Source organism: Microbacterium sp. 11MF (genome assembly GCF_000383475.1).
Taxonomy (GTDB): Bacteria; Actinomycetota; Actinomycetes; order Actinomycetales; family Microbacteriaceae; genus Microbacterium; species Microbacterium aquilitoris.
Genome location: NZ_KB911459.1, coordinates 494,580 through 519,611, shown reverse-complemented (window position 1 = coordinate 519,611; position 25,032 = coordinate 494,580). Strand labels below are relative to the sequence as shown.

Annotated in this window: 22 protein-coding genes; 10 read left to right on the top strand and 12 right to left on the bottom strand. The window is 69.7% G+C overall.

Annotation, left to right across the window (positions count from 1 at the left end; all coding sequences use genetic code 11):
* Positions 1-45: 45 nt before the first annotated feature.
* Both H286_RS0102540 and H286_RS0102535 read left to right on the top strand, forming a co-directional pair.
* Entirely contained in the window at positions 46-1,299 is a 1,254-nt protein-coding gene (locus H286_RS0102540) for a hypothetical protein (protein ID WP_020096994.1), read from the top strand.
* The gene (locus H286_RS0102535; RefSeq protein ID WP_020096993.1) at positions 1,299-1,784 is read left to right on the top strand and encodes a hypothetical protein; all 486 of its coding nucleotides are present in this window, start codon (positions 1,299-1,301) and stop codon (positions 1,782-1,784) included. The genes H286_RS0102540 and H286_RS0102535 overlap by 1 nt, the downstream gene beginning before the upstream one ends.
* A 22-nt stretch (positions 1,785-1,806) precedes the next feature.
* Here the strand turns inward: H286_RS0102535 and H286_RS0102530 are convergent, their stop codons facing one another.
* The 7 genes from H286_RS0102530 to nrdH form a co-directional block, all read right to left on the bottom strand.
* Positions 1,807-3,915 (bottom strand): acyltransferase family protein, encoded by a 2,109-nt coding sequence (locus H286_RS0102530; protein ID WP_231370872.1) that lies wholly within the window; start codon positions 3,913-3,915, stop codon positions 1,807-1,809.
* A gap of 33 nt (positions 3,916-3,948) precedes the next feature.
* A complete protein-coding gene (locus H286_RS0102525) occupies positions 3,949-5,232 on the bottom strand; it encodes an MFS transporter (protein ID WP_020096991.1) in 1,284 nt (427 codons plus the stop codon).
* A gap of 559 nt (positions 5,233-5,791) precedes the next feature.
* The gene (locus tag H286_RS0102520) at positions 5,792-6,388 is read right to left on the bottom strand and encodes a hypothetical protein (protein ID WP_155900284.1); all 597 of its coding nucleotides are present in this window, start codon (positions 6,386-6,388) and stop codon (positions 5,792-5,794) included.
* The gene (gene nrdF, locus H286_RS0102515; protein ID WP_018188436.1) at positions 6,388-7,365 is read right to left on the bottom strand and encodes a class 1b ribonucleoside-diphosphate reductase subunit beta; all 978 of its coding nucleotides are present in this window, start codon (positions 7,363-7,365) and stop codon (positions 6,388-6,390) included. The genes H286_RS0102520 and nrdF overlap by 1 nt, the downstream gene beginning before the upstream one ends.
* Positions 7,366-7,396: 31 nt before the next feature.
* The gene (gene nrdE, locus H286_RS0102510; RefSeq protein WP_020096989.1) at positions 7,397-9,529 is read right to left on the bottom strand and encodes a class 1b ribonucleoside-diphosphate reductase subunit alpha; all 2,133 of its coding nucleotides are present in this window, start codon (positions 9,527-9,529) and stop codon (positions 7,397-7,399) included.
* 5 nt (positions 9,530-9,534) lie between these two features.
* Positions 9,535-9,972, bottom strand: a complete 438-nt coding sequence (nrdI, locus tag H286_RS0102505) for a class Ib ribonucleoside-diphosphate reductase assembly flavoprotein NrdI (protein WP_018188438.1) — start codon at positions 9,970-9,972, stop codon at positions 9,535-9,537.
* Positions 9,973-9,975: 3 nt separating this feature from the next.
* Positions 9,976-10,209, bottom strand: coding sequence for a glutaredoxin-like protein NrdH (gene nrdH / locus H286_RS0102500; RefSeq protein ID WP_018188439.1), 234 nt, complete (start codon positions 10,207-10,209; stop codon positions 9,976-9,978).
* Between the two features lie 457 nt (positions 10,210-10,666).
* Here nrdH and H286_RS0102495 point away from each other — a divergent pair, with 457 nt between their 5' ends.
* Positions 10,667-11,872 (top strand): MFS transporter, encoded by a 1,206-nt coding sequence (locus H286_RS0102495; protein WP_020096988.1) that lies wholly within the window; start codon positions 10,667-10,669, stop codon positions 11,870-11,872.
* Between the two features lie 9 nt (positions 11,873-11,881).
* Here the strand turns inward: H286_RS0102495 and H286_RS0102490 are convergent, their stop codons facing one another.
* On the bottom strand, positions 11,882-12,286 hold the full coding sequence (locus tag H286_RS0102490) for a hypothetical protein (RefSeq protein ID WP_018188441.1): 405 nt from the start codon (positions 12,284-12,286) through the stop codon (positions 11,882-11,884).
* 52 nt (positions 12,287-12,338) lie between these two features.
* Between H286_RS0102490 and H286_RS0102485 the strand changes: the two genes are divergently transcribed.
* From H286_RS0102485 to H286_RS0102465, 5 genes are read left to right on the top strand one after another with little or no spacing between them, the layout of a single operon-like run.
* The gene (locus tag H286_RS0102485) at positions 12,339-13,112 is read left to right on the top strand and encodes an alpha/beta fold hydrolase (protein ID WP_020096987.1); all 774 of its coding nucleotides are present in this window, start codon (positions 12,339-12,341) and stop codon (positions 13,110-13,112) included.
* Positions 13,109-14,266: an acyl-CoA dehydrogenase family protein gene (locus tag H286_RS0102480; protein ID WP_028497367.1), complete on the top strand. Its 1,158-nt coding sequence runs from the start codon at positions 13,109-13,111 to the stop codon at positions 14,264-14,266. The genes H286_RS0102485 and H286_RS0102480 overlap by 4 nt, the downstream gene beginning before the upstream one ends.
* A gap of 41 nt (positions 14,267-14,307) precedes the next feature.
* Positions 14,308-15,579 (top strand): DUF445 domain-containing protein, encoded by a 1,272-nt coding sequence (locus tag H286_RS0102475; protein WP_020096985.1) that lies wholly within the window; start codon positions 14,308-14,310, stop codon positions 15,577-15,579.
* A gap of 1 nt (position 15,580) precedes the next feature.
* Positions 15,581-16,477, top strand: a complete 897-nt coding sequence (locus H286_RS0102470) for an agmatinase family protein (protein ID WP_028497366.1) — start codon at positions 15,581-15,583, stop codon at positions 16,475-16,477.
* Entirely contained in the window at positions 16,474-16,956 is a 483-nt protein-coding gene (locus tag H286_RS0102465) for a SixA phosphatase family protein (RefSeq protein ID WP_020665415.1), read from the top strand. Before H286_RS0102470 ends, H286_RS0102465 begins: the two co-directional genes overlap by 4 nt.
* On the opposite strand, the gene hutI is transcribed toward H286_RS0102465, so the two are convergent.
* The 3 genes from hutI to hutH are packed head-to-tail and all read right to left on the bottom strand — an operon-like array spanning position 16,943 to position 21,478.
* Entirely contained in the window at positions 16,943-18,175 is a 1,233-nt protein-coding gene (gene hutI / locus H286_RS0102460; RefSeq protein WP_020096981.1) for an imidazolonepropionase, read from the bottom strand. The two genes, H286_RS0102465 and hutI, sit on opposite strands and share 14 nt — an antisense overlap.
* Position 18,176: 1 nt before the next feature.
* Positions 18,177-19,841: a urocanate hydratase gene (hutU, locus tag H286_RS0102455; RefSeq protein WP_020096980.1), complete on the bottom strand. Its 1,665-nt coding sequence runs from the start codon at positions 19,839-19,841 to the stop codon at positions 18,177-18,179.
* Positions 19,838-21,478 carry a histidine ammonia-lyase gene (gene hutH, locus H286_RS0102450; RefSeq protein ID WP_020096979.1) on the bottom strand — a complete coding sequence of 547 codons (1,641 nt, stop codon included), beginning with the start codon at positions 21,476-21,478 and terminating at the stop codon, positions 19,838-19,840. The genes hutU and hutH overlap by 4 nt, the downstream gene beginning before the upstream one ends.
* Before the next feature lie 103 nt (positions 21,479-21,581).
* Here hutH and H286_RS0102445 point away from each other — a divergent pair, with 103 nt between their 5' ends.
* Positions 21,582-22,328: an IclR family transcriptional regulator gene (locus tag H286_RS0102445; RefSeq protein WP_020096978.1), complete on the top strand. Its 747-nt coding sequence runs from the start codon at positions 21,582-21,584 to the stop codon at positions 22,326-22,328.
* A 291-nt stretch (positions 22,329-22,619) separates the two neighbouring features.
* Here the strand turns inward: H286_RS0102445 and H286_RS0102440 are convergent, their stop codons facing one another.
* A complete protein-coding gene (locus H286_RS0102440) occupies positions 22,620-23,627 on the bottom strand; it encodes a LacI family DNA-binding transcriptional regulator (RefSeq protein ID WP_020096977.1) in 1,008 nt (335 codons plus the stop codon).
* Between the two features lie 136 nt (positions 23,628-23,763).
* Between H286_RS0102440 and H286_RS0102435 the strand changes: the two genes are divergently transcribed.
* Positions 23,764-25,032 carry a sugar ABC transporter substrate-binding protein gene (locus H286_RS0102435; RefSeq protein ID WP_036324042.1) on the top strand — a complete coding sequence of 423 codons (1,269 nt, stop codon included), beginning with the start codon at positions 23,764-23,766 and terminating at the stop codon, positions 25,030-25,032.

The window sequence follows — 25,032 nt, the reverse complement described above, 5'->3', positions numbered from 1 at the left end:
ATCTGCGAAACATGTGAGATCCCGCGCGCCCGTATCATCAGCGGTATGCTCCGCGCGATCCATCTGCCGACGGCTGCGCTCGCCGCAGCCGCGATGGTGTTCGCCCTCGGCTCGCACGCCCCCTCCGCCGACGACGAGCGATCGGTCCCGCAGGTCCGCGCCACCCTGGCGAGCTCCGCCCATCAGCTCACCCTCGACGACATCGCCACCCTCTCGCATGCGCAGTTGACGGCGGAGGTCGCCCACTCCCCCGCTGCCCTGCAGAGCATCCTCGACTCCACCGCGCCGACCGTCGCCTCGGCCTGGTGGGGCGGCCTCACCCTCGCCACGCGCGCACAGCTCATCCACGACGTCCCGGATCTCATCGGCGCGCTCGACGGGCTGCCCGCCGAGGTCCGTGTCGCCGCCAACCGTGTCGGAGCCCGGGAACGCCTGGGACGACTCGACGTCCTCCTGGCCGGACTCGTGACGCACGAGGACGCGCCCTCCGCCGGCGACCTCGACGCGCTGGAACGCGAACGTGCGTATCTCACGAAAGTCGCCCTCGGCCTCGTCCAGCTCTACTTGTACAACCCGGTCCGGGGCTCGATCGTCGAGATGGCGGGGGATCCGGCGGCGGCCACCGGCATCCTCTTCGTCGTGCCGGGGACCAATGCGTCGATCGCGACGTTCATGAACGACGACCCCGTCACGTCCTTCGCGAACTGGCAGGTCCAGCACGCCGATCCTTCGGCGCCGATCCTCGCCTTCACCGTCCTCGCGGCACCCATGCCGCAGATCTCGGTCGATCTCGCTTCGGGCCCGCAGAACAACACGATCGCCACCGCGGCGGGGGCGGACTACGCTCGCATCGTGAAGGGAATCGACGCCGCTTTCCCCGGACTTCCGACGCTGAGCTACGAGCACAGCGCCGGGTCCCAGGTCGGAAGCGCCGCCGAGATGGCCGGGGCACGATTCACCGCCCGGTTCCTCGCCGCGGGAGTCGGCGCCACAGACGGGTACACGACGGTGCCCGGAACGGCTTATTACGCCACGCAGGCCAAGGACGACATCAACCGCTACTACGCCGGATTCCAGATGGGCGACATCGGCTACGGCATCGGCCCCGAGGAGTTCCCCGGCATCACGATCGTCGACCCGGGATTCTCCGAGAAGCCGACCGGCACCGTCACCGCGATGCTCGCCGAGGGCCTCACGCTTCACAACCGCCTCTTCAGCGGCGACGGGTCGGCGAACGGGACGGTGTTGAAGGACGTGCGACTGCTCCTCACCTCCCTCGCCGACGAGAGCAGCGGCTGATGCCCGCCCGGTCCGTCGCAGCAACGGTGCTGGTCGGAACCTTGGCCCTCAGCCTCACGGCATGCGCCCCCGCCGCAGGCCCGTCCTTCGACGCGGTGCGCGCGCAGTCCGAGGAGGCGGTGACCGAGGTCGTGGCCGCGATGCCGACGGGGTCGACGTACACGGCGTCGGGCGACCCGACTTCAACGCCCTGCGGAACGGGCTCGGCCACGGTCGACGGCCCCCGCGGGACCGCCTTCGCGACGATCCAGGGGCAGGTGACGCTGCCAGGCGCCGCGGACGCGGCATCCGTCATCGCGGACCTGCCCACCGCACTCGGCGACGGCTGGGCCGTCGAGCCCGTCGGGATCGACGTCGATCTCGCCACCGTGCGCCTCAACCGTGCGGGATCGGGCGTGTCCGTCGACATCACCGAACGCGCTGCCGACGCGCCGGTGGCGCTCGACATCCTCGCCGTGTCCTCCTGCGGCCGCGTCGAGCGCTGAGGCGCTCACGCCCTGGAGGGCGTCAGAGCGCGGGGCAGGAGGATGCGCCCTGTGCGCAGGCCTTCAGTTCGCGGGCGAGCCAGGGGCCGAGGGTGCGCGAGTACGTCCCGCTCAGGTGAAGCCCGTCGAAGTACACCGACACCCCGCCCACGGCGGAGTAGCAGCGCTCGTCATCGCAGAACCGGTCCGTCGGATCGATCGTGAGGAGGTCCGGTACGCGCTTGGCGACTTCGTCGGTGACGCTGCGGGCGACGAGCGCCTTGCTGACGGGGTTGGAGCACTGGCCGTTGAGTTCGAGGCACTCGGGGCCGTCGCGTCGGGTGGTGATCCCGTCGGTCAACGGGACGTCGCCGAGCCAGACGACTGTGGCGCCCGCTTCCCGAACCCGCGTGATCGCCTCGACGAAACCGTCGACGCTGCGAGCACCGTCGGCGTAGCCGGCGCGGAGGTCGGACATGACGACGAGGTCGACCTTCGGGGCGAGGGTCGAGACGACCCACTCGTTGCGCTCGGCGCAGCCCTTCTGTTCTTCCTGGGACGTCTTGCGGATCTCGTTCGGCGGCGGGGTGCCCAGCGTCGCCGGGCATCCGGAGCGCGACGCCACGATGACGTTCCACTTGAGGCGCTTTCCCGCGGCGTCGATCGCGTCGCTCCACGCCGACGCGTGGGAGTTGCCCCACAGCAGCACCGTGCGGGCTCCGTTCGGATCGCCGTAGTGGCAGATGACCTCGCTGAACGGGCCGGTGTCGTCAGAGCAGCGCGGCTTGCGTGAGGCGATCGGCAGGTCGTTGTTGCCGGCGAGTGCTGCGGCCTCGTCGACCGGGGCGAAGGGATCCCCGCATGTGTTGTCGAGCGCGGCGGCGCCGAAGCATTCGTCGGCGGAGGCGATGGTCTGCTCGAACTCCGCGGCCGCGGCCTCGATCCGAGCCTGCCCGCTGGCGTCGAACCTGACGGCGCCGGCGACGATGATGAGAACCGCGACGGTTCCGAGCGCGAGGCTTCGAGGAGACGTCCGCAGCAGCCATCCACGTCGGAACGGCTGCTCGATGAAGCGGTAACTCGCTTCCGACACCACGAGGATGATGGCGAGCAGACCGAAGGCCTCGAGGATGCTCAGCTCGTGTCCGAGCGCGATCGGGACGATGATCAGCAGCGGCCAGTGCCACAGGTAGACCGAGTAGGAGATGTCGCCGAGGTGCTGGATCGGTCGGGCGCTCACGGCGCGGTCGAACGAGAATCGTCCGTCAGGCCCCCCGAGCAGCACGAGGCAGGCGCCGACCGTCGGGATCATCGCGGCGATGCCCGGGTAGGGCATGTCCACGTTCAGGACGAAGAACCCGACCCCGATCAGGGCGACACCGACCCACGGAGCGAAGCGGATGCCTCGTACGGCGACCAGGGCGACGAGACCGCCGGCGGCGAGCTGCCACATCCGGGTCGGCGTGACGAAGTACGCGGCGCCGGGATCGACGTTCGTGAAGATGAACGAGAAGCAGAGGCTCGCCACCAGGACGAGACCCATGACGATTCCCACGACGCTCCGGCGTCCCAGGCGACCGATCGGACCGAAGCGCCGCGCGAACAGGGTGGCGAGCAGGAGCAGCATCGGCCAGACGAGGTAGAACTGCTCCTCGACCGACAGCGACCAGAAGTGCTGGACGGGGCTCGGCGCGGCGCCTTCCGCGCCGTAGTCGACCGCGTCACCGGCAAGGACCCAGTTCTCGATCGAGAGGGCCGACGCGAGGACGTGCCGACCGATCTGGGGCCACTGGGAGGCAGGAACGATGAACCACGAGGCGACGAGCACGAATCCGAGCACAAGGAGTGCGGCCGGCATGATCCGTCGGACGCGGGCGGCCCAGAACCTGGCGGCGAAGCGGAGGGGGCGGTGACGGTCGACGTCGCGCAGGATCTGCCCGGTGATCAGGAACCCCGAGACGACGAAGAACACGTCGACACCCGTGAAGCCACCGGGGAGGAGGGAGGGCCAGAAGTGGTAGACCACGACGGAGGCGACCGCGATGGCGCGGAGGCCTTGGATGTCCGCCCGGACGCGGTGGCGCGGTGCTTCCGGCGACGATGCGGGCGGTGCGTTACGGGGCCCACCCGGGGCGTCGACGAGCTGAGTCACCACGTGAGTCTAAGCGGAATGCGCCGCCCGGCCTCATCGGCGGCCGGCGTCGGTGGCGGCCGCTCGGCGTCGCGCCATGAGCAGGACGCCGGCCACGAGGAGGATCATGGCGACCCCGGCCGAGGCGATGACGGCGGCGCGCGCTCCCCAGAGCGTCACCACGGCGGCCGCGCCGAGCAGCACCGCGATGCGCAGCAGGCTCTCGACGGCCGTGTCGAGACCCTCGACCCGCCCGAGGAACTGGTCGTCGATCGACGTCTGGAACAGGGTCGTGACCGCGATGTTGTACGGCGCGTTGACGAGGGCACTCAGGGCGACGCCGACGAGGAGCACCGTCACGTTCGGCGCGGCCCCCATCACGACCTGGGCGACGGCGAACAGTGCCAGGCAGACCACGAAGACCAGCGGCATCCGCGACCGCCGGACGACGAACCCGACCGTCAGCGCTGCGATGACCGCCACGATGCCGTTCCACGAGAGGACGAGACCCAGGACCTCGCTCGGTAGCCGTAGGTCATCCGACACGAGGAAGATGAGCGCGTACGCGTTCGTCCCCGCAGTGATCGTCACACCGTACGAGGCGAGCAGCAGTCCCAGCGCGAAGCGGTGGCCGGCGAGGTAACGGGCGGCGGGTGGGATGCCGCGGACGGTCGACGCCAGCGCATCGACGCCGAGCCGGATGCGGGCCCGCCGCCGTGCGGGCATCGACGACTCGGCATCCGTCGTCTTCGGGAGGATGCGCGCAAACAGTGCTGCGGTGACGAGGAAGGAGACGCCGTCCACGGCGAACGACGGCGCCGGCCCCCACATGGCGTACGCACCGGCGCCGAGGGCTGGTCCGACGCTCGCGAGCGCCCACGTCGTCGATTCGAGGATGCCGTTGGCTCGGGGAAGCATGTCTCGTTGCACGAGCCGCGGGACGAAGACGAACGCCGACGAGGCGAAGAAGACCCCGGCGATCGCGGCGGCCGCGACCAGGACCGTCGAGTGGATGCCGGGTCCCCCGGCCGCAGCGGCGGCAGCCAGCCCGAAGCTCAGGATGCCGCGCAGTGCGGTGGTGACGATGAAGACGGTGCGCAGATCGAACCGGTCGGCCACCGCGCCCGCGACGGGAGCGAGGAACAGGGCCGGGAGTACCGTCGCGAGCAGAAGCGTCAGTCGGGCGCCCTCCCGACCCGCCGTGAGCTCGAAATACCAGAGGTCGAGGGCGAGGACTCGGAACGAGTCGCCGATGTCGGAGAACGCGACCGCCGCCACGAAGCCGAAGAACGTCGCAGGCAGACCGAAGAGGCCGGCGCGCGAGCGGGTGGGGATCACAATGCCCCACCGTAGAGGCGACGACGCTGCGGGACGATCGACTCGCCTCCGATCCGATCCGCCGTCCGCTCCGAAGGAGGAGATGGCGAGGTGCTCACTGCGGCTTGGGGGCCGCATCTCGCGTTGATCGTGAAGCTCACTGAGGGGATGAGCGAGCACCGTGCGTCCCCGACGTCCGCGCTCGCTCCGAGCCGGCATCGGGATCCCGGGAACGCTTCGCACGCAACGGGCAGCGTGCGCCGTCGACCGGGACAGCGAAAGACCCCCGGCGATCGTTCGCGAGAACGGGCCGGGGGTCTTTCAGCGTCGGTGTCTCTTGCGCGTCGCCGTTCCGGCCAACTTGATCGCGCGACCGCACGCCGATTCAAGGGGATCTAACGCGACACGCCGTTCCACGCTCCCGCACTTTGGCGTTTTGCGGTGACCTTGACAACGAAGAGGCCCCCGGCATCCGCTCGTCAGCGCGGTGCCGGAGGCCCTCCTTCGGATCTCAGCGCCTCATAAAAGCCTCAGTCTCGCCTCGGTAGCGAGAGCCTTGCCCAGGGTCTCGAGTGAATTGCTACAGCTCTCTCGACCACCAGTAGAGCGTGACGAACACCGTGACCGCCTCCACAGGCGAATACACTCCGTCGACAGCAGCGTTGGCAACCCAAGTCAAGAGACCACCCAACAACGAGAGAGCGACCGACGCAGATCGAAAAAGCCGACCATCGGGCCCTCGCATTGTAATGGGGATAACCTCCAAGCTGTCGCCGGATGCCAGCTGTGATGAGGCCCCTACGATTGCGTTGAACTCCTGCTCATCATGGACGACCCGCGAGATGTAGTCATCAAGATCTGGCTGCGCAAGCAATTCTTCAAGCGACACGGACTGGGGATCTGAAGCCCTTTGCATCTGGTTGAAGCGAGAGTCGTTCGCTGAAATAGTTTTCTCCGACGCGCTCCCACCATCAAATAGGTCGTCGAAGCGACCGAACGGCCGAGTCATGGAAGACAACGACTCCGTCAGCGACGACAGCATTGACGCACCCACAGCATCCGACAAGCCGTTTACCCTACCGACGGACGCCGAAAGAGACGACAACGACTCATCCATCGCCGCCGACCAAACCGGATGCTGACCACGCGCAAACCCGCTCACAGAATCCGCGACCATCAGAAGTCCCAGTCGTCGTCCTCGGTGGCGACGGCCTTGCCGATGACGTACGACGAACCCGACCCGCTGAAGAAGTCGTGGTTCTCGTCCGCGTTCGGCGAGAGCGCCGACAGGATCGCCGGGTTCACGTTGGTGACGCTGGCCGGGAACATGGCCTCGTAGCCGAGGTTCATGAGCGCCTTGTTCGCGTTGTAGTGCAGGAACTTCTTGACGTCCTCGGTCTGACCGATGCCGTCGTAAAGGTCCTGCGTGTAGTGCACCTCGTTGTCGTAGAGCTCGTAGAGCAGCGAGAACGTGTAGTCCTTGAGCTCGTCGCGCTCGGCCTGGCCGAGCGTCTCGAGTCCGCGCTGGAACTTGTAGCCGATGTAGTAGCCGTGCACGGCCTCGTCACGGATGATGAGGCGGATGATGTCGGCCGTGTTCGTCAGCTTGGCCTTCGACGACCAGTACAGCGGCAGGTAGAACCCCGAGTAGAAGAGGAACGACTCGAGCAGCGTCGAGGCGACCTTGCGCTTCAGGGGCTCATCGCCGCGGTAGTAGTCCATGACAATGCGAGCCTTCTTCTGAAGGTTCTCGTTCTCGGTGGACCAGCGGAACGCGTCGTCGATCTCAGGCGTCGAGGCGAGCGTCGAGAAGATCGACGAGTAGCTCTTCGCGTGCACCGACTCCATGAACGCGATGTTCGTGTAGACGGCCTCCTCGTGCGGGGTGATCGCATCGGGGATGAGCGAGACGGCGCCGACGGTGCCCTGGATGGTGTCCAGGAGCGTCAGACCGGTGAAGACGCGCATCGTCGTCTGGCGTTCTTCGGGGGTGAGCGTCGCCCACGACTGGATGTCGTTGGACAGCGGCACCTTCTCGGGGAGCCAGAAGTTGTTGACGAGGCGGTTCCACACCTCGAGGTCCTTGTCGTCCTGGATGCGGTTCCAGTTGATCGCCTGGACCGAGCCGAGGAGCTTGAGGGGTTCGGGGGTCATGTCTTTTTCCTCTATCGAATCTCGGACCGGATCAGAGCATGCAGGAGACGCACTCGGCCATGTCGGTGCCCTCGAGCGCCATCTGACGCAGACGGATGTAGTAGATCGTCTTGATGCCCTTGCGCCAGGCGTAGATCTGAGCCCGGTTGATGTCGCGGGTGGTGGCGGTGTCCTTGAAGAACAGCGTCAGCGACAGGCCCTGGTCGACGTGCTGGGTGGCGGCGGCGTAGGTGTCGATGACCTTCTCGTAGCCGATCTCGTACGCGTCTTCGTAGTACTCGAGGTTCTCGTTCGTCATGAACGGAGCCGGGTAGTACACGCGGCCGATCTTGCCTTCCTTGCGGATCTCGATCTTCGACGCGATCGGGTGGATCGAGCTCGTCGAGTTGTTGATGTACGAGATCGAACCGGTCGGCGGGACGGCCTGGAGGTTCTGGTTGTAGATGCCGAACTGCTGGATGGATGCCTTCAGCTCGAGCCAGTCCTCCTGCGTCGGAATGTGGATGCCCTCGAAGAGCTCCTCGACGCGGACCGTCGCCGGCTTCCACTCCTGCTCGGTGTACTTGTCGAAGAACTCACCGGAGGCATAGGTCGAGTCCCAGAAGCCGTCGAAGACGGTCCCGCGCTCGATCGCGATCCGGTTCGAGGCCTGCAGGGCGTGGAACAGCACGGTGTAGAAGTAGATGTTCGTGAAGTCGACACCCTCCTCCGAGCCGTAGTGGACGTGCTCGCGGGCGAGGTAGCCGTGCAGGTTCATCTGGCCGAGGCCGATGGCGTGCGACTTGTCGTTGCCGTCCTCGATGGAACGGACCGAGCGGATGTGACTCTGGTCGCTGACCGCGCTGAGGGCGCGGATGCTGGTCTCGACCGTGCCGGCGAGGTTGCGGCCGTCCATCGCCAGGGCGATGTTCATCGAGCCCAGGTTGCAGGAGATGTCCTTGCCGATCTGGTCGTACGAGAGGTCCTCGTTGAACGTCGTCGGCGTGTTGACCTGGAGGATCTCCGAGCACAGGTTGGACATGTTGATCCGACCCTTGATCGGGTTGGCCTTGTTCACCGTGTCCTCGAACATGATGTACGGGTAGCCCGACTCGAACTGGATCTCGGCGAGGGTCTGGAAGAACTCGCGCGCCTTGATCTTCGTCTTCTTGATGCGCGCGTCGTCGACCATCTCGCGGTACTTCTCGGTGACGGAGATGTCACCGAAGGGCACGCCGTAGACCTTCTCGACGTCGTACGGCGAGAACAGGTACATGTCCTCGTCGTTCTTCGCGAGCTCGAACGTGATGTCGGGGACGACGACACCCAGCGACAGCGTCTTGATGCGGATCTTCTCGTCCGCGTTCTCGCGCTTGGTGTCGAGGAACTTCATGATGTCGGGGTGGTGGGCCGAGAGGTACACGGCGCCGGCGCCCTGACGCGCTCCGAGCTGGTTCGCGTAGCTGAAGCTGTCTTCGAGCAGCTTCATGACGGGGATGATGCCCGACGACTGGTTCTCGATCTGCTTGATCGGGGCGCCCGCCTCGCGGATGTTCGAGAGGAGCAGGGCGACGCCGCCGCCGCGCTTGGAGAGCTGGAGGGCGGAGTTGATGCCGCGGGCGATCGACTCCATGTTGTCCTCGATGCGCAGGAGGAAGCAGGAGACGAGCTCGCCGCGCTGAGCCTTGCCGGCGTTGAGGAAGGTGGGGGTGGCGGGCTGGAAGCGGCCCGAGAGGATCTCGTCGACGAGCTTGTTCGCGAGGTCCTGGTCACCCGCGGCGAGCGCCAGGGCGGTCATGACGACGCGGTCCTCGAAGCGCTCGAGGTAGCGCTTGCCGTCGAAGGTCTTCAGCGTGTAGCTCGTGTAGTACTTGAACGCGCCGAGGAACGTGTCGAAGCGGAACTTCGCCGCGTAGGCACGGTCGTGGATCTGCTGGATGAACTCGAACGGGTACGCCTCGATGACGGCGCCCTCGTAGTACTCCTTCTCGACGAGGTAGTCGAGCTTCTCCTTGAGGGAGTGGAAGAACACCGTGTTCTGGTTGACGTGCTGCAGGAAGTACTCCCGCGCGGCACGCTTGTCGGCGTCGAACTGGATCTTCCCGTCCTCGCCGTACAGGTTGAGCATCGCGTTGAGGGCGTGGTAGTCCATGCCCTCGAAGCGAGCCTCCGTCTTGAAGGCCATATCGGTCACTGCAGCTTCCACCAGTCTTCCAATCCGCCGCTCACGCGGTCGACGTCCTCAGGCGTGCCGAATACTTCGATGCGATACAAGTGCGGCACACGACACTTGCGGCTGATGATCTCTCCGGCGAGACAGAAGGACTCGCCGAAATTGCTGTTACCCGCGGAGATGACTCCGCGCAGCAGGCTCCGATTGGCCTCGTCGTTGAGGAAGCGGATGACCTGCTTGGGGACCGCGCCCTTCTCCTCCCCCTTGCCCTGGCCTCCCCCGTAGGTGGGGGTGACCAGGACGTACGGCTCGTCGATACGAAGCGGGCCGTCGGAGGAGTGGATCGGGATGCGGCGGGCCGGCATCCCGAGCTTCTCGATGAAACGGGCGGTGTTACCCGACACGCTCGAGAAGTAGACGAGCAGCGGCACGTTCGTCATGACGGCCGCGCTCATCGGTCAGACCAGGCGAGACGCGAGCTCGTCGATCTTGTCGGGACGGAAGCCCGACCAGTGGTCCTCGTCGGTGACGACGACCGGAGCCTGGAGGTACCCGAGCGACTTGACGTGCTCGAGGGCCGCCGGGTCCTCGGAGAGGTCGAGGACCTCGTAGTCGATGCCCTTGGAGTCCAGCGCGCGGTACGTCGCGTTGCACTGCACGCAGGACGGCTTCGTGTACACGGTGATCGCCATCAGTCGACCCTCTCTTTGCCTCTGGATCCCGCCGGTGCGGGGTCCGTGTGATTCGGTGAAATCTGTCTGCAGGTCGCGGGTGTGGGGTACCCGTCCGCCTGGTTCCGAGGGGTTGGGGCCCGCCGGGAGCTCAATACTACATATGGGTACGGACACCCGGAAGCACCACAAGGGGTAGTAGTTACATCCGTGTAGTTTTTCCGCATCTCTCCACAGATACAACACAGGTTGTCCACCGATTCATCCCCAATTCGGGAACCTCCGAGCGGAGACGAAAAGGCCAGGAATCCGGCCGAAACCCCGCGGAGCTCGGCAGGTTGTCCACAGGTCGGACGATACGGCGGGCCTCCGACATCGGATCGGGAGCGAATCCGGCGCCCCGGCGTGTCGTCGGCGTGTCGCCGCGAGACCTCGCCCCCACATCTGGGATGTCGGCCGCCGACGGTAGATTGGAGGGGTGGCGGGATACTCGGAGCTCCTGCGCGCACCGGGTGTCGCGCGCATCATCGCGGCACAGCTGACGGCTCGGTTCCCCAGTGGGATGACGAGTCTCGCGGTGCTCCTCCACGTCGAGCAGTCGACCGGGTCCTACGGCTATGCGGGCATCGTCCTCGCCGCCGTCTCTATCGGTCAGGCGATCTCCGGTCCCGTCACCAGCCGGTGGATGGGCATCTGGGGCATGCGCCGCGTCCTCACCCTGACCGCGGCCGTCTGCGCGGCCGCCGTCCTCGCGCTCGCTGTCAATCCGTTCGGGATGCCGGGGTTCATCGTCTTCGGCTTCCTCGCCGGCATCGCCAATCCCCCGGTGCAGCCCGCCGTCCGGACGATCTACCCCAAGATCGTGACGTCCCGTCAGCTGACGCCGCTCTTCTCGCTCGATGCGAGCCTGCAGGAGATCATCTGGATCTTCGCTCCCGTGCTGATCACGATCGTCGCGACCCAGGCGGGCACCGTGCCGGCACTCTTCCTGATCGTCGTCATCCTCATCGGCGGATGCGCGTGGTTCATCGCCTCCCCCGAAGTCGGACGCGTCCGCATCCCCCGCAGCCGTCGTGGTTTCGGGCGCGTGCTCGGCAAGCCCGTCGTGCTGCTGTCGACCGTCACCGGCTTCCTGCTCATCGGGGCGTGCGCGGCCGTCGAGGCCGGCGTGGTCGCCTCGTTCGGACACGAGGGCCTCGAGGCGGGGATCGTCCTGGCGGTCTTCGCGGTCGGCAGTCTCGCGGGCGGCCTGGGCTTCGGCCACATCCCGATCGGCCGGTGGGCGATGGCCCGACGCCTCGCGATCGTCGCCGTCGGCGTGTCACTCGTCATGATCAGCCTCAACGCCTGGTGGATGGGAGCCTCGCTCTTCGTCGCCGGCCTCGGTATCGCCCCGGCCCTCGCCGTCATGTTCGCCATCACGAGCGCGAGCGTGCGCTTCAGTGAGACGGCGGAGGCCTACGGGTGGATCGGCACCGGTCAGCTCATCGGCGCCGCCGCCGGTTCGGCGGTCGCCGGCTTCCTCATCGACGGCGTCGGCTCGGTCGGCGCGTTCATCGCGGCATCCGGGTTCGCCGTCGCCGGCGCGCTCGTCGCCGCCGTGTTCGTCCGCGGATTCCCCGACCTGCGCGGCCGCGACGCGAGTCCGATCCCCGACACCGAGCCCGTCCCGCTCATCACCTGAGCGAGCGCGTCACGCGGCGCGGCGGAGCAGGAACAGGACGGCCTGCGCGTACGCGTCGGCGGGTTGCGGGTGCCGGAAGAGGTGCGGGGCGGCATCCACTTCGATCTCGACCTCGTGGATGTCGGGAAGACGACGGAGCGAACGGAACGTGCCGCGGAGCATCTCGCGCAGCTGCGCCTCGGACGGCAGCCACAGGGCGTCCTCGAGGGCGACCGAATCGAGCGCCCACTCGGTCGTCCCGTTGAAGGCGAGCAGATCGCCGGTGGGGTAGCTGCGAGCCTCGACGGTCATGTCGCTGACGGTGTAGACGTCGGCCTCGAACTCGGGTTCGTCGAGCTGGAACCGGTCGCCGGAACGCGGGCGCCAGATCAGGCCGCTCGCGCGCAGCTCGCGTGCCAGGTCGGTGGAGATCATCCCCCCATCCTGGCCCTGCGCTGACCGGTGGGGCCCGTCCTAGGCTGAGAGCATGCCGTCACCCGTCACTCTCCCCCGGCTGAGCTGGGGCAATCCGCGCAGCGACCGCCGGGCACTCCTCGTCCACGGCGTCGGTTCGAGCGGAGCGCTCATGTGGCGCTACGCCGTCGCCCTCGCCGGCGCCGGCTGGCGTGTCGACGCCGTCGACCTGCGCGGCCACGGCACCGCCCCACGCGGCCTGGACTACACGATCGCCGCGTACGCGATCGACCTCGTCCACACGCAGCCCGGCGAAGAAGCGCCGTGGGACCTCGTCCTCGGCCACTCGCTCGGCGGCGCGGCTGCGACCGTGGCCACATCGACGGATCCCGCCTGGACCCGTCACCTCGTCCTCGTCGACCCCGCGATCCACCTCCTCGACGCCGACCGCCAAGCCGTGCGCGCGAGCCAGGAGCAGGCCTTCGCCGACACCTCGGTCGACGCCGTCCGGGCCGCGCACCCCGAATGGCTCGAGCTCGACATCGAGTTGAAGGCGGTCGCCGCCCAGCAGGCGAGCCGGTTCGCCGTCGAGCAGACGGGGCTGCAGAACACGCCGTGGGACGTGCGGGAGGCGGCATCCCGTCTCGCCGTCCCCACCCACGTCATCGCGGGAGACCCGGCGGTCTACTCGATCTTCACGGGCGACCTCGCCGCCGAGGTGCTGCAGAATCCCCGGGTGTCGATGTCCGTCGTACCGGGCACGGGGCATTCGCCGCACCGCGACGCTCCGGATGCCGCGGCCGGGGCCCTGCTCGACGCGGTCCGGACGTGGGGGCTGCCGTCATGACGTTCGATCCCGCCGCCCACCTGCAGGACGATCTGCTCGAGCGCATCCGCTCCCGCGCCGCCGCCGTCGACGCCGAGAACCGCTTCCCGGACGAGGACCTCGCCGAGCTCCGCGACGCGGGGTATCTCGCGATCCTCGTGCCGACCGAGCTCGGCGGGGCGGGGCTCGGGCTCCGAGAGGCATCCGTCCTGCAGCAGCGCCTCGCCGGCGCCGCTCCCGCGACGGCGCTGGCGATCAACATGCACCTCGTCTGGACCGGCGTCGCGAAGGTCATGGCAAACCGCGGCGACGACGCCCTCCGCTTCGTGCAAGAGGGCGCCGCGGCGGGAGAGGTCTTCGCGTTCGGCATCAGCGAGGCCGGGAACGACCTCGTCCTGTTCGGCAGTGACACGGATGCCGCGCCCCGCCCCGACGGCTCGTACGCCTTCACGGGCACCAAGATCTTCACGTCGCTCGCGCCCGTGTGGACGCACCTGGGGCTCCACGGCCTCGACACGTCCGACCCCGAGGACCCGCGGCTCGTGTTCGCGTTCGTCCCCCGGAGCGACGCGGTCGTGACCCGCGACGACTGGGACACCCTCGGGATGCGGGGTACCCAATCCCGGACGACCGAACTGCACGGCGCCGTCGCCCCGGCGGACCGGATCGTGCGCCGGCTGCCGGTCGGTCCGAGTCCCGATCCACTGGTCTTCGGGATCTTCACCGCCTTCGAGATCCTGCTTGCCTCGGTCTACACGGGCATCGCCCGCCGCGCCCTCGACCTGGCCGTCCAGACGGCACGCACGCGCACCTCGAAGAAGACGGGCCGCACCTACAGCCAGGACCCCGACATCCGGTGGCGCGTCGCCGACATGGCGCTCGCCTACGACGCCCTCCCGGTGCAGGTCGAGTCCCTCGCCGCCGACGTCGACCGCCTCGCCGACCACGGCGCGATGTGGTTCCCGAAGCTGTCCGCGATCAAGCACCGGGCCGCGACGACGGCGAAGCAGGTCGTCGATGAGGCGATGCTCGTCGCGGGCGGGTCCTCCTTCTTCACCCGCAACGAGCTGAGCAGGCTCTACCGCGACGTGCTCGCCGGCGTGTTCCACCCCTCCGACCCCGAGTCGGTGCACAGCGCCCTCGCGAACGCCTGGCTGGGGCCGATCGAACCGTGAGTCGCCCGGGTCGCTGAGGGCCTCCGTGGCAGGATGGCCGAATGGCCCGCATCCCGTACGACTCGCTGAGCGCCGCTGACCAGCAGCGGTACCGCGGGCTCCGCACCATGAAGGCGGTGGCCCTCGGCGCCCTGCTGTTCATGGCGATCGTCTTCGTCATCGCGTTCATCCTCGAGAAGGACCTCTCGGGCTGGGGCTACGTGCGCGCGGCGGCCGAAGGCGGCATGGTCGGCGCTCTGGCGGACTGGTTCGCCGTGACGGCGCTGTTCCGACACCCCCTCGGCATCCCGATCCCCCACACCGCGATCATCCCGAAGCGCAAGGACGAGATCGGTCGCACCCTCGGCGAATTCGTCGAGACGAACTTCCTCGAGGGCGGCGTCGTCCGCCAGAAGCTCGAGTCGACGAACATCGCGCAGACCGCGGGCGCCTGGCTGCAGGACCCCGCTCATGCGAAGACGGTGGCGGCCGAGGCGTCGACGATGGCCTCCGGCATCCTCACCGCCCTCAGCGACGACGAGGTGCAGGACCTGATCAGCGATCTCGCTCACGAGCACCTCCTCTCGCCCTCGTGGGGTCCCTCGCTCGGCACGTGGCTGTCACGGGTGGTGGATGCCGACGCCCACCGCGGCGCGGTCGACCTGGGCGTCGACAGCATCGCCCGGTGGCTCGACGCGAACCGCGAAGCCTTCGACGGGCTCGTCTCTCGCCGTCTGCCGTCGTGGGTGCCGTCGGTCGCGATGCGCCTCGTCGACGACACGGTCTACCACGAGGCCACGAAGTTCGTCGCGGCCGTGCAGCGCGACCCGGAGCATCCGGCGCGAAAGGCCCTCGACCAGTACCTCGAACGCCTCGCCGACAACCTGCAGCACGACCCGGAGACGATCGGCCGTCTCGAGGGTGCGAAGAGCGCCGTGTTCGACAGCCCGCGCGTGCGCGCTCTCGCCGCCGACGCCTGGAACACCGCGAAGGCGGGTCTGCTGCGCTCGCTCGCCGACGAGGAGAGCCCTCTCCGCCGCCGCGTCACCGCCGCCCTCGGCGACCTGGGCGACCGTCTCGCGACCGACACCGCGTTGCAGGAGCGCGTCGACAAGCGCATCGCGGATGCCGCCGTCTTCCTCGTCGACCGTTACCGCCACGACATCGCGTCGATCATCACCGACACGGTGGAGCGCTGGGATGCCGACGAGACGAGCCAGAAGATCGAGCTGCAAGTCGGCCGCGACCTGCAGTACATCCGCCTGAACGGCACGATCGTGGGTGCCCTCGCGGGCCTCGTGATCTTCACCGTCGCCCACCTGCTGCTCCCCTGACATGGCGCTCTCCGCAGACTCCCCCCTCTCCGCAGACCCGCTCTGGCCGCGCGCCGGGGATTGGCCCGCGCCGGACGGACGAGTGGATGCCGCGATCCTCGGCCTGCCGGCTTTCCGCACCTCGCTGTCGCCCACCGGGGCGCACGCGACGCCGGCCGCCGTCCGCGAAGCGCTCCGACGGTTCAGCCCGACGCTGCTCGGGCCTCCCCCGGTCGACCTGAACGACGCGCTCCGGATCGCGGATGCCGGCGACGTCGACGATCCGGACGGTCCCGAGGGCGAGGATCGTGTGCGCGAGCGCGTCCGCGCGCTGCGGGCCGACGCCGACCTCGTGATCGCGCTCGGCGGCGACAACTCGGTGACCTACGCGACCGCGCAGGGCGCGGGCGTCACGGGCCTCATCACCCTCGACGCGCACTTCGACCTCCGCGACGGCGTCTCGAACGGATCCCCCGTGCGCCGTCTCGTCGAGGACGGACTCGACCCGCGTCGGATCGTGCAGATCGGGATCGCCGACTTCGCCAATTCGGTCGCCTACGCGACACGCGCCGCCGACCTCGGCATCACCGTCATCACCCTCGATGAGGTGCGCCGCCGCGGCGCCGAGGACGTCATGATCCAAGCCCTGGCCATCGCCGGGGCCGGAGGCGACGTGCACCTCGACATCGACGTGGACGTCTGCGACCGCTCCGTCGCGCCGGGGTGCCCGGCATCCGTCCCCGGCGGACTCGAGGCGTGGGAGCTCCGCGCCCTGGTCCGCGCGGCGACCGGCGACCGGCGCATCGTGAGCGCCGACGTCGTCGAGGTCGACGCGACAGCGGATGCCGCGGACGGCCGCACCGTCAGACTCGCCGCACTCTGCGTCCTCGAACTGCTCGCCGGAAGGGCACTCGCATGATCACCCTCATCCTCATCCGTCACGCCAAGAGCGACTGGGGCACCGGTCAGGACGACCACGAGCGCCCCCTCAACGACCGGGGCCGCCGCGACGCGCCGATCATGGCACGTCGGCTTGCGGCGACGGGTGTGCGGCCCGCGCGCATCCTGTCGTCGACGGCGGTCCGCGCCCGCACGACCGCTCAGGTCTTCGCCGACGCGCTCGGAGTCCCCGTCGAGACCGACGAGGGGCTCTACGGCGCGCCCGGCGCAAAGCTGCTCGCCGCCGCTGCGGACAGCGGCGTCACCGACGTCGTGGTCGTCGCGCACGACCCCGGCATGACGGTGCTCGCCGAGCAGCTCTCGGACGGGGGCATCGGTGCCATGCCGACGTGCGCCGTCGCGACGTTCGTGTGGGACACCGACGACTGGGACGTCGCGACGGCGACCCCGCCGGCGCGCTGGAACATCGACACCCCGCGGGACCTCAGCGCGGACTGATCTCCTCGCCGCCGCGGTAGACGCGGTGCACGAGCGGTACGCCGGGGCGATAGGCCAGGTGCCGTCTGCTCGGCGCATCGAGCACGACCACATCGGCGCGCGCACCCGGGCCGAGGTGTCCGACGTCATCGCGCCGGAGGGCACGGCCTCCCCCGGCGGTCGCCGCCCACACCGCCTCGCCGACGGTCATTGCCATCTCACGCACCGCGAGCGCGATCATGAGCGGCATCGAGCTCGTGAAGCTCGACCCGGGGTTGCAGTCGCTCGCGAGCGCGACGGTCACACCGGCGTCAATCAGCCGCCGTGCATCGGGATACGGCTGCCGCGTCGAGAACTCCACACCCGGCAGGAGAGTCGCGACGGTGTCCGACCCCGCGAGCGCCGCGATGTCGGCATCCGTCAGATGGGTGCAGTGATCGACGGATGCCGCGCCCAGCCGCACCGCCAGTTGCACACCCGGTCCCTCGCCCAGCTGATTGCCGTGCACGCGGACGCCGAGCCCCGCCTCTGCGCCGGCACGGAGGATCCGCTCGCTCTCGGCGTCGGTGAACGCACCGCGCTCGCAGAACACGTCGACCCAGCGCACGTGCGGCCGGACGGCGGCGAGCATCCCGCCGTAGACGAGGTCGACGTACGCCTCGCGCTCGGACCCCTCGGGGATGACATGCGCGCCGAGGTACGTGACCTCATCGGTGACCTCGGCAGCCAGCCGGGCGAGACGCTCCTCGCCGTCGACCGTCAGCGCGTAGCCGGTCTTCACCTCGAACGTAGTCGTGCCCTGCGCGTGCAGTTCGGCGACGAGGGACGCCAGCCGAGCACGCAGCTCATCATCGGTCGCCGCCCGCGTCGCCGCCACGGTCCGCCGGATGCCGCCCGCGGCATACGGGGTGCCCGTCATCCGTGCCTCGAACTCGTCGGCCCGGTCGCCGGCGAACACGAGGTGCGTGTGGCTGTCGACGAATCCCGGGATCACGGCGCGACCGCCGAGATCGACGCGCGTGACCTCGACCTCCGACCGCGAGACAGCAGCGGCGGCCCGAGACAGCGGCGACAGACCGCTGTCTCGGCCTGCGATTGCTGTCTCGGCGTCAGCGGCCGCACCCGACCACGCGACGCGACCTCCGTCGACGAGGAGGGCGGCCTCGGCGATGGTCGCGGTCGGTGCCGCGGCATCCGCGTTCGTCGTCAGTTCGGAGATGCCGGTGAACAGCGTCGCCATGTCAGGCGTCCAGCATCGGGACGGTCAGGCCGCGTTCCCGGGCGACCTCCTTCGCCCGGTCGTAACCGGCGTCGACGTGGCGCATGACGCCGGTGCCGGGGTCGTTGACGAGGACGCGGGCGAGCTTCTCGGCGGCCAGCGGCGTGCCGTCGGCGACCGTGACCTGGCCGGCGTGGATCGAACGCCCGATGCCGACGCCGCCGCCGTGGTGGATCGACACCCACGCGGCTCCCGACGCCGTGTTGAGGAGGGCGTTCAGCAGCGGCCAGTCGGCGATCGCGTCGGACCCGTCGGCCATCGCCTCGGTCTCGCGGTAGGGGCTGGCAACCGAGCCGGCGTCGAGGTGGTCGCGCCCGATGACGATCGGACCGGACAGCTCACCCGACGCGACCATCTCGTTGAACTTCAGGCCCGCGAGGTGGCGCTCCTTGTACCCGAGCCAGCAGATGCGGGCGGGTAGGCCCTCGAAATGGACCTTCTCGGCCGCCTTCTCGAGCCAGCGGTGAAGCGCAGCATCCTCGGGGAAGAGCTCCGCGACGGCGCGGTCGGTCTTCGCGATGTCCTCGGGATCTCCCGACAGCGCGACCCACCGGAACGGCCCCTTGCCCTCCGCGAACAGCGGCCGGATGTAGGCGGGCACGAACCCCGGGAAGGCGAACGCACGGTCGTAGCCGCCGAGCTCGGCCTCGCGGCGGATCGAGTTGCCGTAGTCGAAGACCGCGGCCCCGGCATCCTGGAATCCGACCATCGCCTCGACGTGCCGCGCCATCGAGGCGCGGGACCGCTCGGTGAAGCCCTCCGGATCGGCCGACGCCTCGGCCTTCCAGTCCTCGAACGCGACGCCCGACGGCAGGTAGGCGAGCGGGTCGTGCGCGCTCGTCTGGTCGGTGACGATGTCGACCGGGATGCCGCGGCGCAGCAGCTCGGGGAAGACGTCGGCCGCGTTCCCCACGACACCGATCGAGCGCGCCTCGCCGGCGTCCCTCGCGGCCAGGGCACGTTCGATCGCGGCGTCGAGGTCGGCGGTCTGCTCGTCGAGGTAGCCGTGCTCGACGCGGCGACGCAGGCGCGACTCATCGACGTCGACGACGAGCACGGCTCCCCCGTTCATCGTGACGGCGAGGGGCTGGGCACCGCCCATGCCGCCGGCGCCGCCCGTCAGGGTGAGCGTGCCCGCGAGCGAGTCCCGGCCGAGCGAGCGGGCGACGGCCGCGAACGTCTCGTACGTCCCCTGCAGGATGCCCTGCGTGCCGATGTAGATCCACGAGCCGGCCGTCATCTGGCCGTACATCGTGAGGCCGAGGTGCTCGAGGCGGCGGAACTCGGGCCACGTCGCCCAATCGCCGACGAGGTTCGAGTTCGCGATGAGCACGCGCGGCGCCCACTCGTGCGTCCGGAAGACGCCGACCGGTTTGCCGGACTGCACGAGCAGGGTCTCGTCGGGCTCGAGCTCGTCGAGGGTGCGGACGATCGCGTCGTACGCCTCCCACGAGCGTGCCGCCTTGCCCGTGCCGCCGTAGACGACGAGGTCCTCAGGGTGCTCGGCGACCTCGGGGTCGAGGTTGTTCATCAGCATCCGCTTCGCCGCTTCGGCGCCCCAGCTCTTCGCCGTTCTCTCGGCGCCTCGCTCCGCGCGGACCGTGCGAGTCGTGGTCGTGTCGGTCATGCCTGTTCTCCTTCGAACGGTGCGGTGCCCGAGCGGAGATCTGCGCTCGAGCGGACGGATCCGGGGGCATTCGTCCTCGCGGCGGCGGATGTCCGCTCGCCGGCCGGTCCGAACGCGGTGCGGGCGACCTCACCCGTGACGACGAGCTGCGTCGCTGCCTCGAGATCCGGCGCGACGAACCGGTCGGGCCCGGGCCCCTCGACGACTGTGCGGACGAGATCGCGGACGGACCCGGTGACCGGCGCGGGCTGCAGCGGAGCGCGCAAGTCGAGGGCGCGGCATCCGGTCACCACCTCGATGGCGAGCACGCGGGCGAGGCCGTCGATCGCGCGACGCAGCTTGCGGGCGGCAGCCCACCCCATCGAGACGTGGTCCTCCTGCATCGCCGACGACGGGATCGAGTCGACGGATGCCGGCACCGCGAGACGCTTGAGCTCCGAGACGATCCCCGCCGCGGCGTACTGGGCGATCATGAGGCCGCTGTCGACGCCGACCTCGTCGGCGAGGAACGGCGGCAGCCCGTTGCTGCGCGTACGGTCGAGCGCCCGGTCGGTGCGGCGCTCCGAGATCGAGGCGACGTCTGCGACGGCGATCGCGAGGAAGTCGAGGACGTACGCGACCGGCGCGCCGTGGAAGTTGCCGTTCGACTCGACGCGGCCGTCGGGCGTGACGACGGGGTTGTCGACCGCCGAGGCCAGCTCACGCTCGGCGACCATCCGGGCGTGGTCGAGGGTGTCGCGCGCGGCACCGTGCACCTGCGGCGAACACCGGAGCGAGTAGGCGTCCTGCACGCGGGTGCAGACAGCCGGATCGCGGTGACTCGCGACGATCGGCGAGTCGGCGAGCGCGTGGCGCAGGTTCGCGGCCGAGACCGCCTGCCCGGACTGGGGGCGCAGAGCCATGAGGTCGGCGGCGAAGACGGCATCGGTCCCGAGCTGACTCTCGACAGACAGGGCGGCGGCCAGGTCGGCGGTCGCCAGGAGGGTGTCGAGGTCGGCGAGGGCGAGCGACAGCATCCCGAGCATGCCGTCGGTGCCGTTGATGAGGGCGAGACCCTCCTTCTCCTCGAGGACGAGGGGACGGATGCCGCTGGCCGCCAAGGCGTCCGCGGCATCCATCCGCGCGCCGTCCGCCGTGCGGACCGGGCCCTCGCCGAGCGCGGCGAGCGCGATGTGCGAGAGCGGGGCGAGGTCGCCGGAGCAGCCGAGCGAGCCGTATTCGTGCACGATCGGGGTTATGCCCGCGTTCAGCATCGCGGCGTACGTCTCGACGACCACCGGGCGGACGCCGGTGCGACCCGTCGCCAGGGTCTGCAGGCGCAGCAGCTGGAGCGCCCGGACCACCTCGCGCTCGACCTCCGGCCCCGTGCCCGCCGCATGAGAGCGGATGAGGCTCGCCTGCAGCTGGCGGCGCCGGTCGGGCGCGATGAACGTCGTCGCGAGCGCGCCGAACCCGGTCGAGATGCCGTAGTGCGGCTGCGGGTCGTCGGCGAGCCGCTCGATGAGCGCGCGGGTCTCGGCGGTGCGGGCGAGCACCGCGTCCGAGACGACGACGTGCGCGTCGTGCCGGGCGACGGCGACGACCTCCGCGGGGGTGAGCGGGGCGTCACCGAGGGTGACGGTGGTGGGGACGGGCATGAGTCGATTCCAGCGCGCGGCGACCGTGCGCGGGAGGCGGTCGTGGCATCCTTTGTCTGTGACCCCAGACAAGCCGCGGGCGCCGATCCCAGACAAGCCGAAGGTGCCCGCGGCGGATCAGACGCTCCGCATCCTGAGCTTCCTCGCGCATCAGCGCGGGCCCGTCGCGGCGCAGACGATCGCGACGCACCTCGAGTTGCCCCGATCGACGGTGTACCACCTGCTCGCGGCGATGGCGGCGCACGGATTCGTCGTCCACCTCGACGGCGACCGCCGCTGGGGCCTCGGCACCGCTGCGTTCGAGCTCGCCGGCGGGTACGCACGGCAGGAGCCCCTCGCCCGCCTCGGCCGTCCCATCGTCGCCCAGCTCGCCGACCGCGCGGGCGAGAGTGCGCACCTCGCCGTCATGACGGGGCGCGACGTGCTGTACATCGTCGAGGAGCGCGCGCCGCGACGGCCGACGCTCATCACCGACGTCGGCGTACGCCTGCCGGCGCACCTGACCGCGACCGGCCGCGCGATGCTCGCCGCCCTCCCCCGTGAGCAGGTCCGCGCATTGTTCCCCGACGCGGCATCCCTCTCCGTCCAGCGCACCGGCCGCGGACCAGGTCGGCCCGGCGAGCTGCGGGAACTCCTCCGGCAGGCCCGAACCGACGGCTACGCGACCGAGGACGGCGAGGTCACGCTGGGATTCCGCTCCGTCGGTGTCGCCGTCCGCGACCACGCTGACTGGCCCGCCGCCGCCATCGCCGTCACCTGGCCCGACGGTGCCGACGTCGACCCCGACCGTCTCGCCGCGCTCGCGACGGACGCGGCGGCCGACCTCTCCCGCCGCATCGGCCGGCGGTAGCCACCCTCAGCCCGGCACCAACCTCGGAGATTCCGCCGTTCGCGGCGCGAGGAGGCCGGTTCCCGCCCGCAGCGACCGAGAGCTCCGCGGTTGTCGCCCGGAGCCTCCGGTAGCCGGGCGTGCGCCAGCACCACTCCGGCTCCCGGCGGCGGCACCGATCCGATACCGCCCCCGGCGTCGAACGGCGGAGATCCCCGGCGACGCGCCCGGTGGGACGTCGCCAACCACGGCGTGTCGCCCGCATGTCCGCGGCTCGCACGGCGTTGCGGACCCGCCAGGCTCCGAACCGCCTCAGCGGACCACGAGACGCGGTTGCACGAGCACGTGCCCCTCGCCTGCCCCCGCCGCGCGCCGCTCGATGCGGCTCCCGCCCGCCATCAGCAGGTCGAGGGCGCCGGCGGCGACGAGTTCGGGCAGCTGCTCGACGCTCGCGAGCCCCAGAGCCTCGACCGCGGGGGTGTTGTCGAAGCCGATGATCGAGAGGTCCGCGCGCTGCGCGGCGACGGCCGCGACATGGGCTCCGACGGCGAGGGTGTCGCTCGCGCACACGACGGCGTCGACCTCGGTCGTCGCGAGCAGCTCGCGGACCTGCTCGCGCGCATCGGCGACCCGCTCCTCGGCCGACAGGCGCAGGTCGGGGCGGGCACCGGCATCCGTCATCGCCTCGCGCCACCCGCGCTCGCGGTCATCGCCCGTGGGCGAGCCCGCGGGCCAGCCGAGGAACGCGACCCGCGGGCCGACGGTGAGCGCGTGCTCGGTGGCGGCACGCGTTCCCGATGCGCCGTCGACGTCGACCCACAGGTGCGCGGACTTCTCGGGCGACGCCGCATCCCACGGGCGTCCGAACGAGACGAAGGGCACGCCGCGCTCGGTGAGCCAGGCGAGTCGACGGTCGTCGTACCGGGTGCCCGTGACGACGACGGCCTCGACGTCGCCGGCGTGGACGAGGTCCGACATCCGCCGGATCTCCTCGTCCTGATCGGATGCCGCGTACACGAGCACGCGCAGGCCCCGGTCGCCGGCGCTCTCGGTGAGGGCGTGGACGAACCTGTCGAGCACGACGCCCGAGATCCCGCCGGCATACGGATCGAGGTGGATGCCGATGGTCGCGCTCCGCTGCGTACGGAGCCGCCTCGCGGAGGCGTGCGGCGAATAGCCGAGGCGGGAGATCGCCTCCTGCACCCGCTCGCGGGTCGCGGCCTTCACGATGGCGGGCGTGTTCAGCACGTTGCTGACCGTCTGGCGCGAGACGCCGGCAGCGACAGCGACGTCCTCGATCGTTATCGACTTCTCACTCATCGACGCCCCCGCCCCCTTGACAGTGATGGGACCACCCTCTTACCTTGGGCATCATTCCACAATTTGATCGTTCAAAGTTGACCGAGATCAGCACGGTCGGAACGATCGCAGCACCGGGATCGAAGGAGATACGGACATGCGACACAGCAGACGACTCATGGCGCTCGGCGGGGTCGGCCTCGCCGCCACACTCGCCCTCGCAGGATGCGGCGGCTCGGGCTTCGACGACGGCCCCGCCGCCTCGGGCGGGGCGAACGACACCGACGGCGGCGGCCTCACCTCGTCGGACGACGCCCTCACGATCATGATCGGCTCGTCGGGCGACGCCGAGACGGCCGCGGTCAAGGAGGCCGTCGCAGCGTGGTCGAAGGACTCGGGCGTCGACGCCGAGGTCATCGCCGCCACCGACTTGACCCAGCAGCTCTCGCAGGGCTTCGCCGGCGGCAACCCGCCGGACCTCTTCTACCTCGCGACCGAACTGCTCGCCGGCTACGCCGACAACGGCTCGGTCATCGCCTACGGCGACCAGCTCGAGAACAAGGGCGACTTCTACCCGTCGCTCGTGCAGAACTTCACCTACGACGACAAGTTCTTCTGCGCGCCGAAGGACTTCTCGACGCTCCAGCTGATCATCAACAAGAACCTGTGGGACAAGGCGGGCCTCACCGAGGCCGACATCCCGACCGACTGGGACTCGCTGGCCGCAGCGGCGAAGAAGCTGACCTCGGGCAACACGACCGGTCTCGTCTTCAGCGGCGAATACCAGCGGGTGGGCGCCTTCATGGCCGAAGCCGGCGGGCGCCTGGTGTCGGAGGACGGCGCGACGGCCGTCGCCGACAGCCAGGAGAACGCCGACGCCCTCGCCTACGTGAAGGAGCACCTCGCCGACGGCACGTTCGCCTACGCCGCCGACGTGGGTGCCGGCTGGGGCGGAGAGGCGCTCGGCAAGCAGCTGGGCGCGATGACCATCGAGGGCAACTGGATCACCGGCGCCCTCGGCGACTACCCCGACGTCGACCCGCTCGTCGTCGAACTGCCCGCCGGCCCCGCCGGCAAGGGCACGCTGCAGTTCACGAACTGCTGGGGTATGGCCGCCGACAGCCCCAACCAGCAGGCAGCCCTCAGCCTGGTCGAATACCTGACGACCGCCGAGCAGCAGCTCGCCTTCTCGAAGGCGTTCGGCCCCATGCCGTCGGTGCAGTCGGCCGCCGAGCAGTGGACGACCGACAACCCCGACCTCGAGGCGTTCCTCTCGGGTGCGGACTACGCCCAGGGCGTGCCGACCAACGACGGTGTGTCCGACGTCTTCACCGACTTCAACGCGCAGCTGGCGACCCTCAAGGACGGCGACCCCGCCACGATCTTGAAGAGCGTCCAGTCCAACCTCGAGGCGATCGTCGGCTGA

What these genes read in the sequence shown, in the direction of transcription:
- nrdI (WP_018188438.1), bottom strand. Translation starts at nt 9,972, where the DNA reads ATGAGCGCGGCCGTCATGACGAACGTGCCGCTGCTCGTCTACTTCTCG.
- nrdF (WP_018188436.1), bottom strand. Translation starts at nt 7,365, where the DNA reads ATGACCCCCGAACCCCTCAAGCTCCTCGGCTCGGTCCAGGCGATCAAC.
- H286_RS0102540 (WP_020096994.1), top strand. Translation starts at nt 46, where the DNA reads ATGCTCCGCGCGATCCATCTGCCGACGGCTGCGCTCGCCGCAGCCGCG.
- H286_RS0102435 (WP_036324042.1), top strand. Translation starts at nt 23,764, where the DNA reads ATGCGACACAGCAGACGACTCATGGCGCTCGGCGGGGTCGGCCTCGCC.
- nrdE (WP_020096989.1), bottom strand. Translation starts at nt 9,529, where the DNA reads ATGGCCTTCAAGACGGAGGCTCGCTTCGAGGGCATGGACTACCACGCC.
- H286_RS0102465 (WP_020665415.1), top strand. Translation starts at nt 16,474, where the DNA reads ATGATCACCCTCATCCTCATCCGTCACGCCAAGAGCGACTGGGGCACC.
- H286_RS0102485 (WP_020096987.1), top strand. Translation starts at nt 12,339, where the DNA reads ATGCCGTCACCCGTCACTCTCCCCCGGCTGAGCTGGGGCAATCCGCGC.
- hutH (WP_020096979.1), bottom strand. Translation starts at nt 21,478, where the DNA reads ATGCCCGTCCCCACCACCGTCACCCTCGGTGACGCCCCGCTCACCCCC.
- H286_RS0102475 (WP_020096985.1), top strand. Translation starts at nt 14,308, where the DNA reads ATGGCCCGCATCCCGTACGACTCGCTGAGCGCCGCTGACCAGCAGCGG.
- H286_RS0102440 (WP_020096977.1), bottom strand. Translation starts at nt 23,627, where the DNA reads ATGAGTGAGAAGTCGATAACGATCGAGGACGTCGCTGTCGCTGCCGGC.
- H286_RS0102490 (WP_018188441.1), bottom strand. Translation starts at nt 12,286, where the DNA reads ATGATCTCCACCGACCTGGCACGCGAGCTGCGCGCGAGCGGCCTGATC.
- H286_RS0102480 (WP_028497367.1), top strand. Translation starts at nt 13,109, where the DNA reads ATGACGTTCGATCCCGCCGCCCACCTGCAGGACGATCTGCTCGAGCGC.
- nrdH (WP_018188439.1), bottom strand. Translation starts at nt 10,209, where the DNA reads ATGGCGATCACCGTGTACACGAAGCCGTCCTGCGTGCAGTGCAACGCG.
- hutI (WP_020096981.1), bottom strand. Translation starts at nt 18,175, where the DNA reads ATGGCGACGCTGTTCACCGGCATCTCCGAACTGACGACGAACGCGGAT.
- hutU (WP_020096980.1), bottom strand. Translation starts at nt 19,841, where the DNA reads ATGACCGACACGACCACGACTCGCACGGTCCGCGCGGAGCGAGGCGCC.
- H286_RS0102470 (WP_028497366.1), top strand. Translation starts at nt 15,581, where the DNA reads ATGGCGCTCTCCGCAGACTCCCCCCTCTCCGCAGACCCGCTCTGGCCG.
- H286_RS0102535 (WP_020096993.1), top strand. Translation starts at nt 1,299, where the DNA reads ATGCCCGCCCGGTCCGTCGCAGCAACGGTGCTGGTCGGAACCTTGGCC.
- H286_RS0102520 (WP_155900284.1), bottom strand. Translation starts at nt 6,388, where the DNA reads ATGGTCGCGGATTCTGTGAGCGGGTTTGCGCGTGGTCAGCATCCGGTT.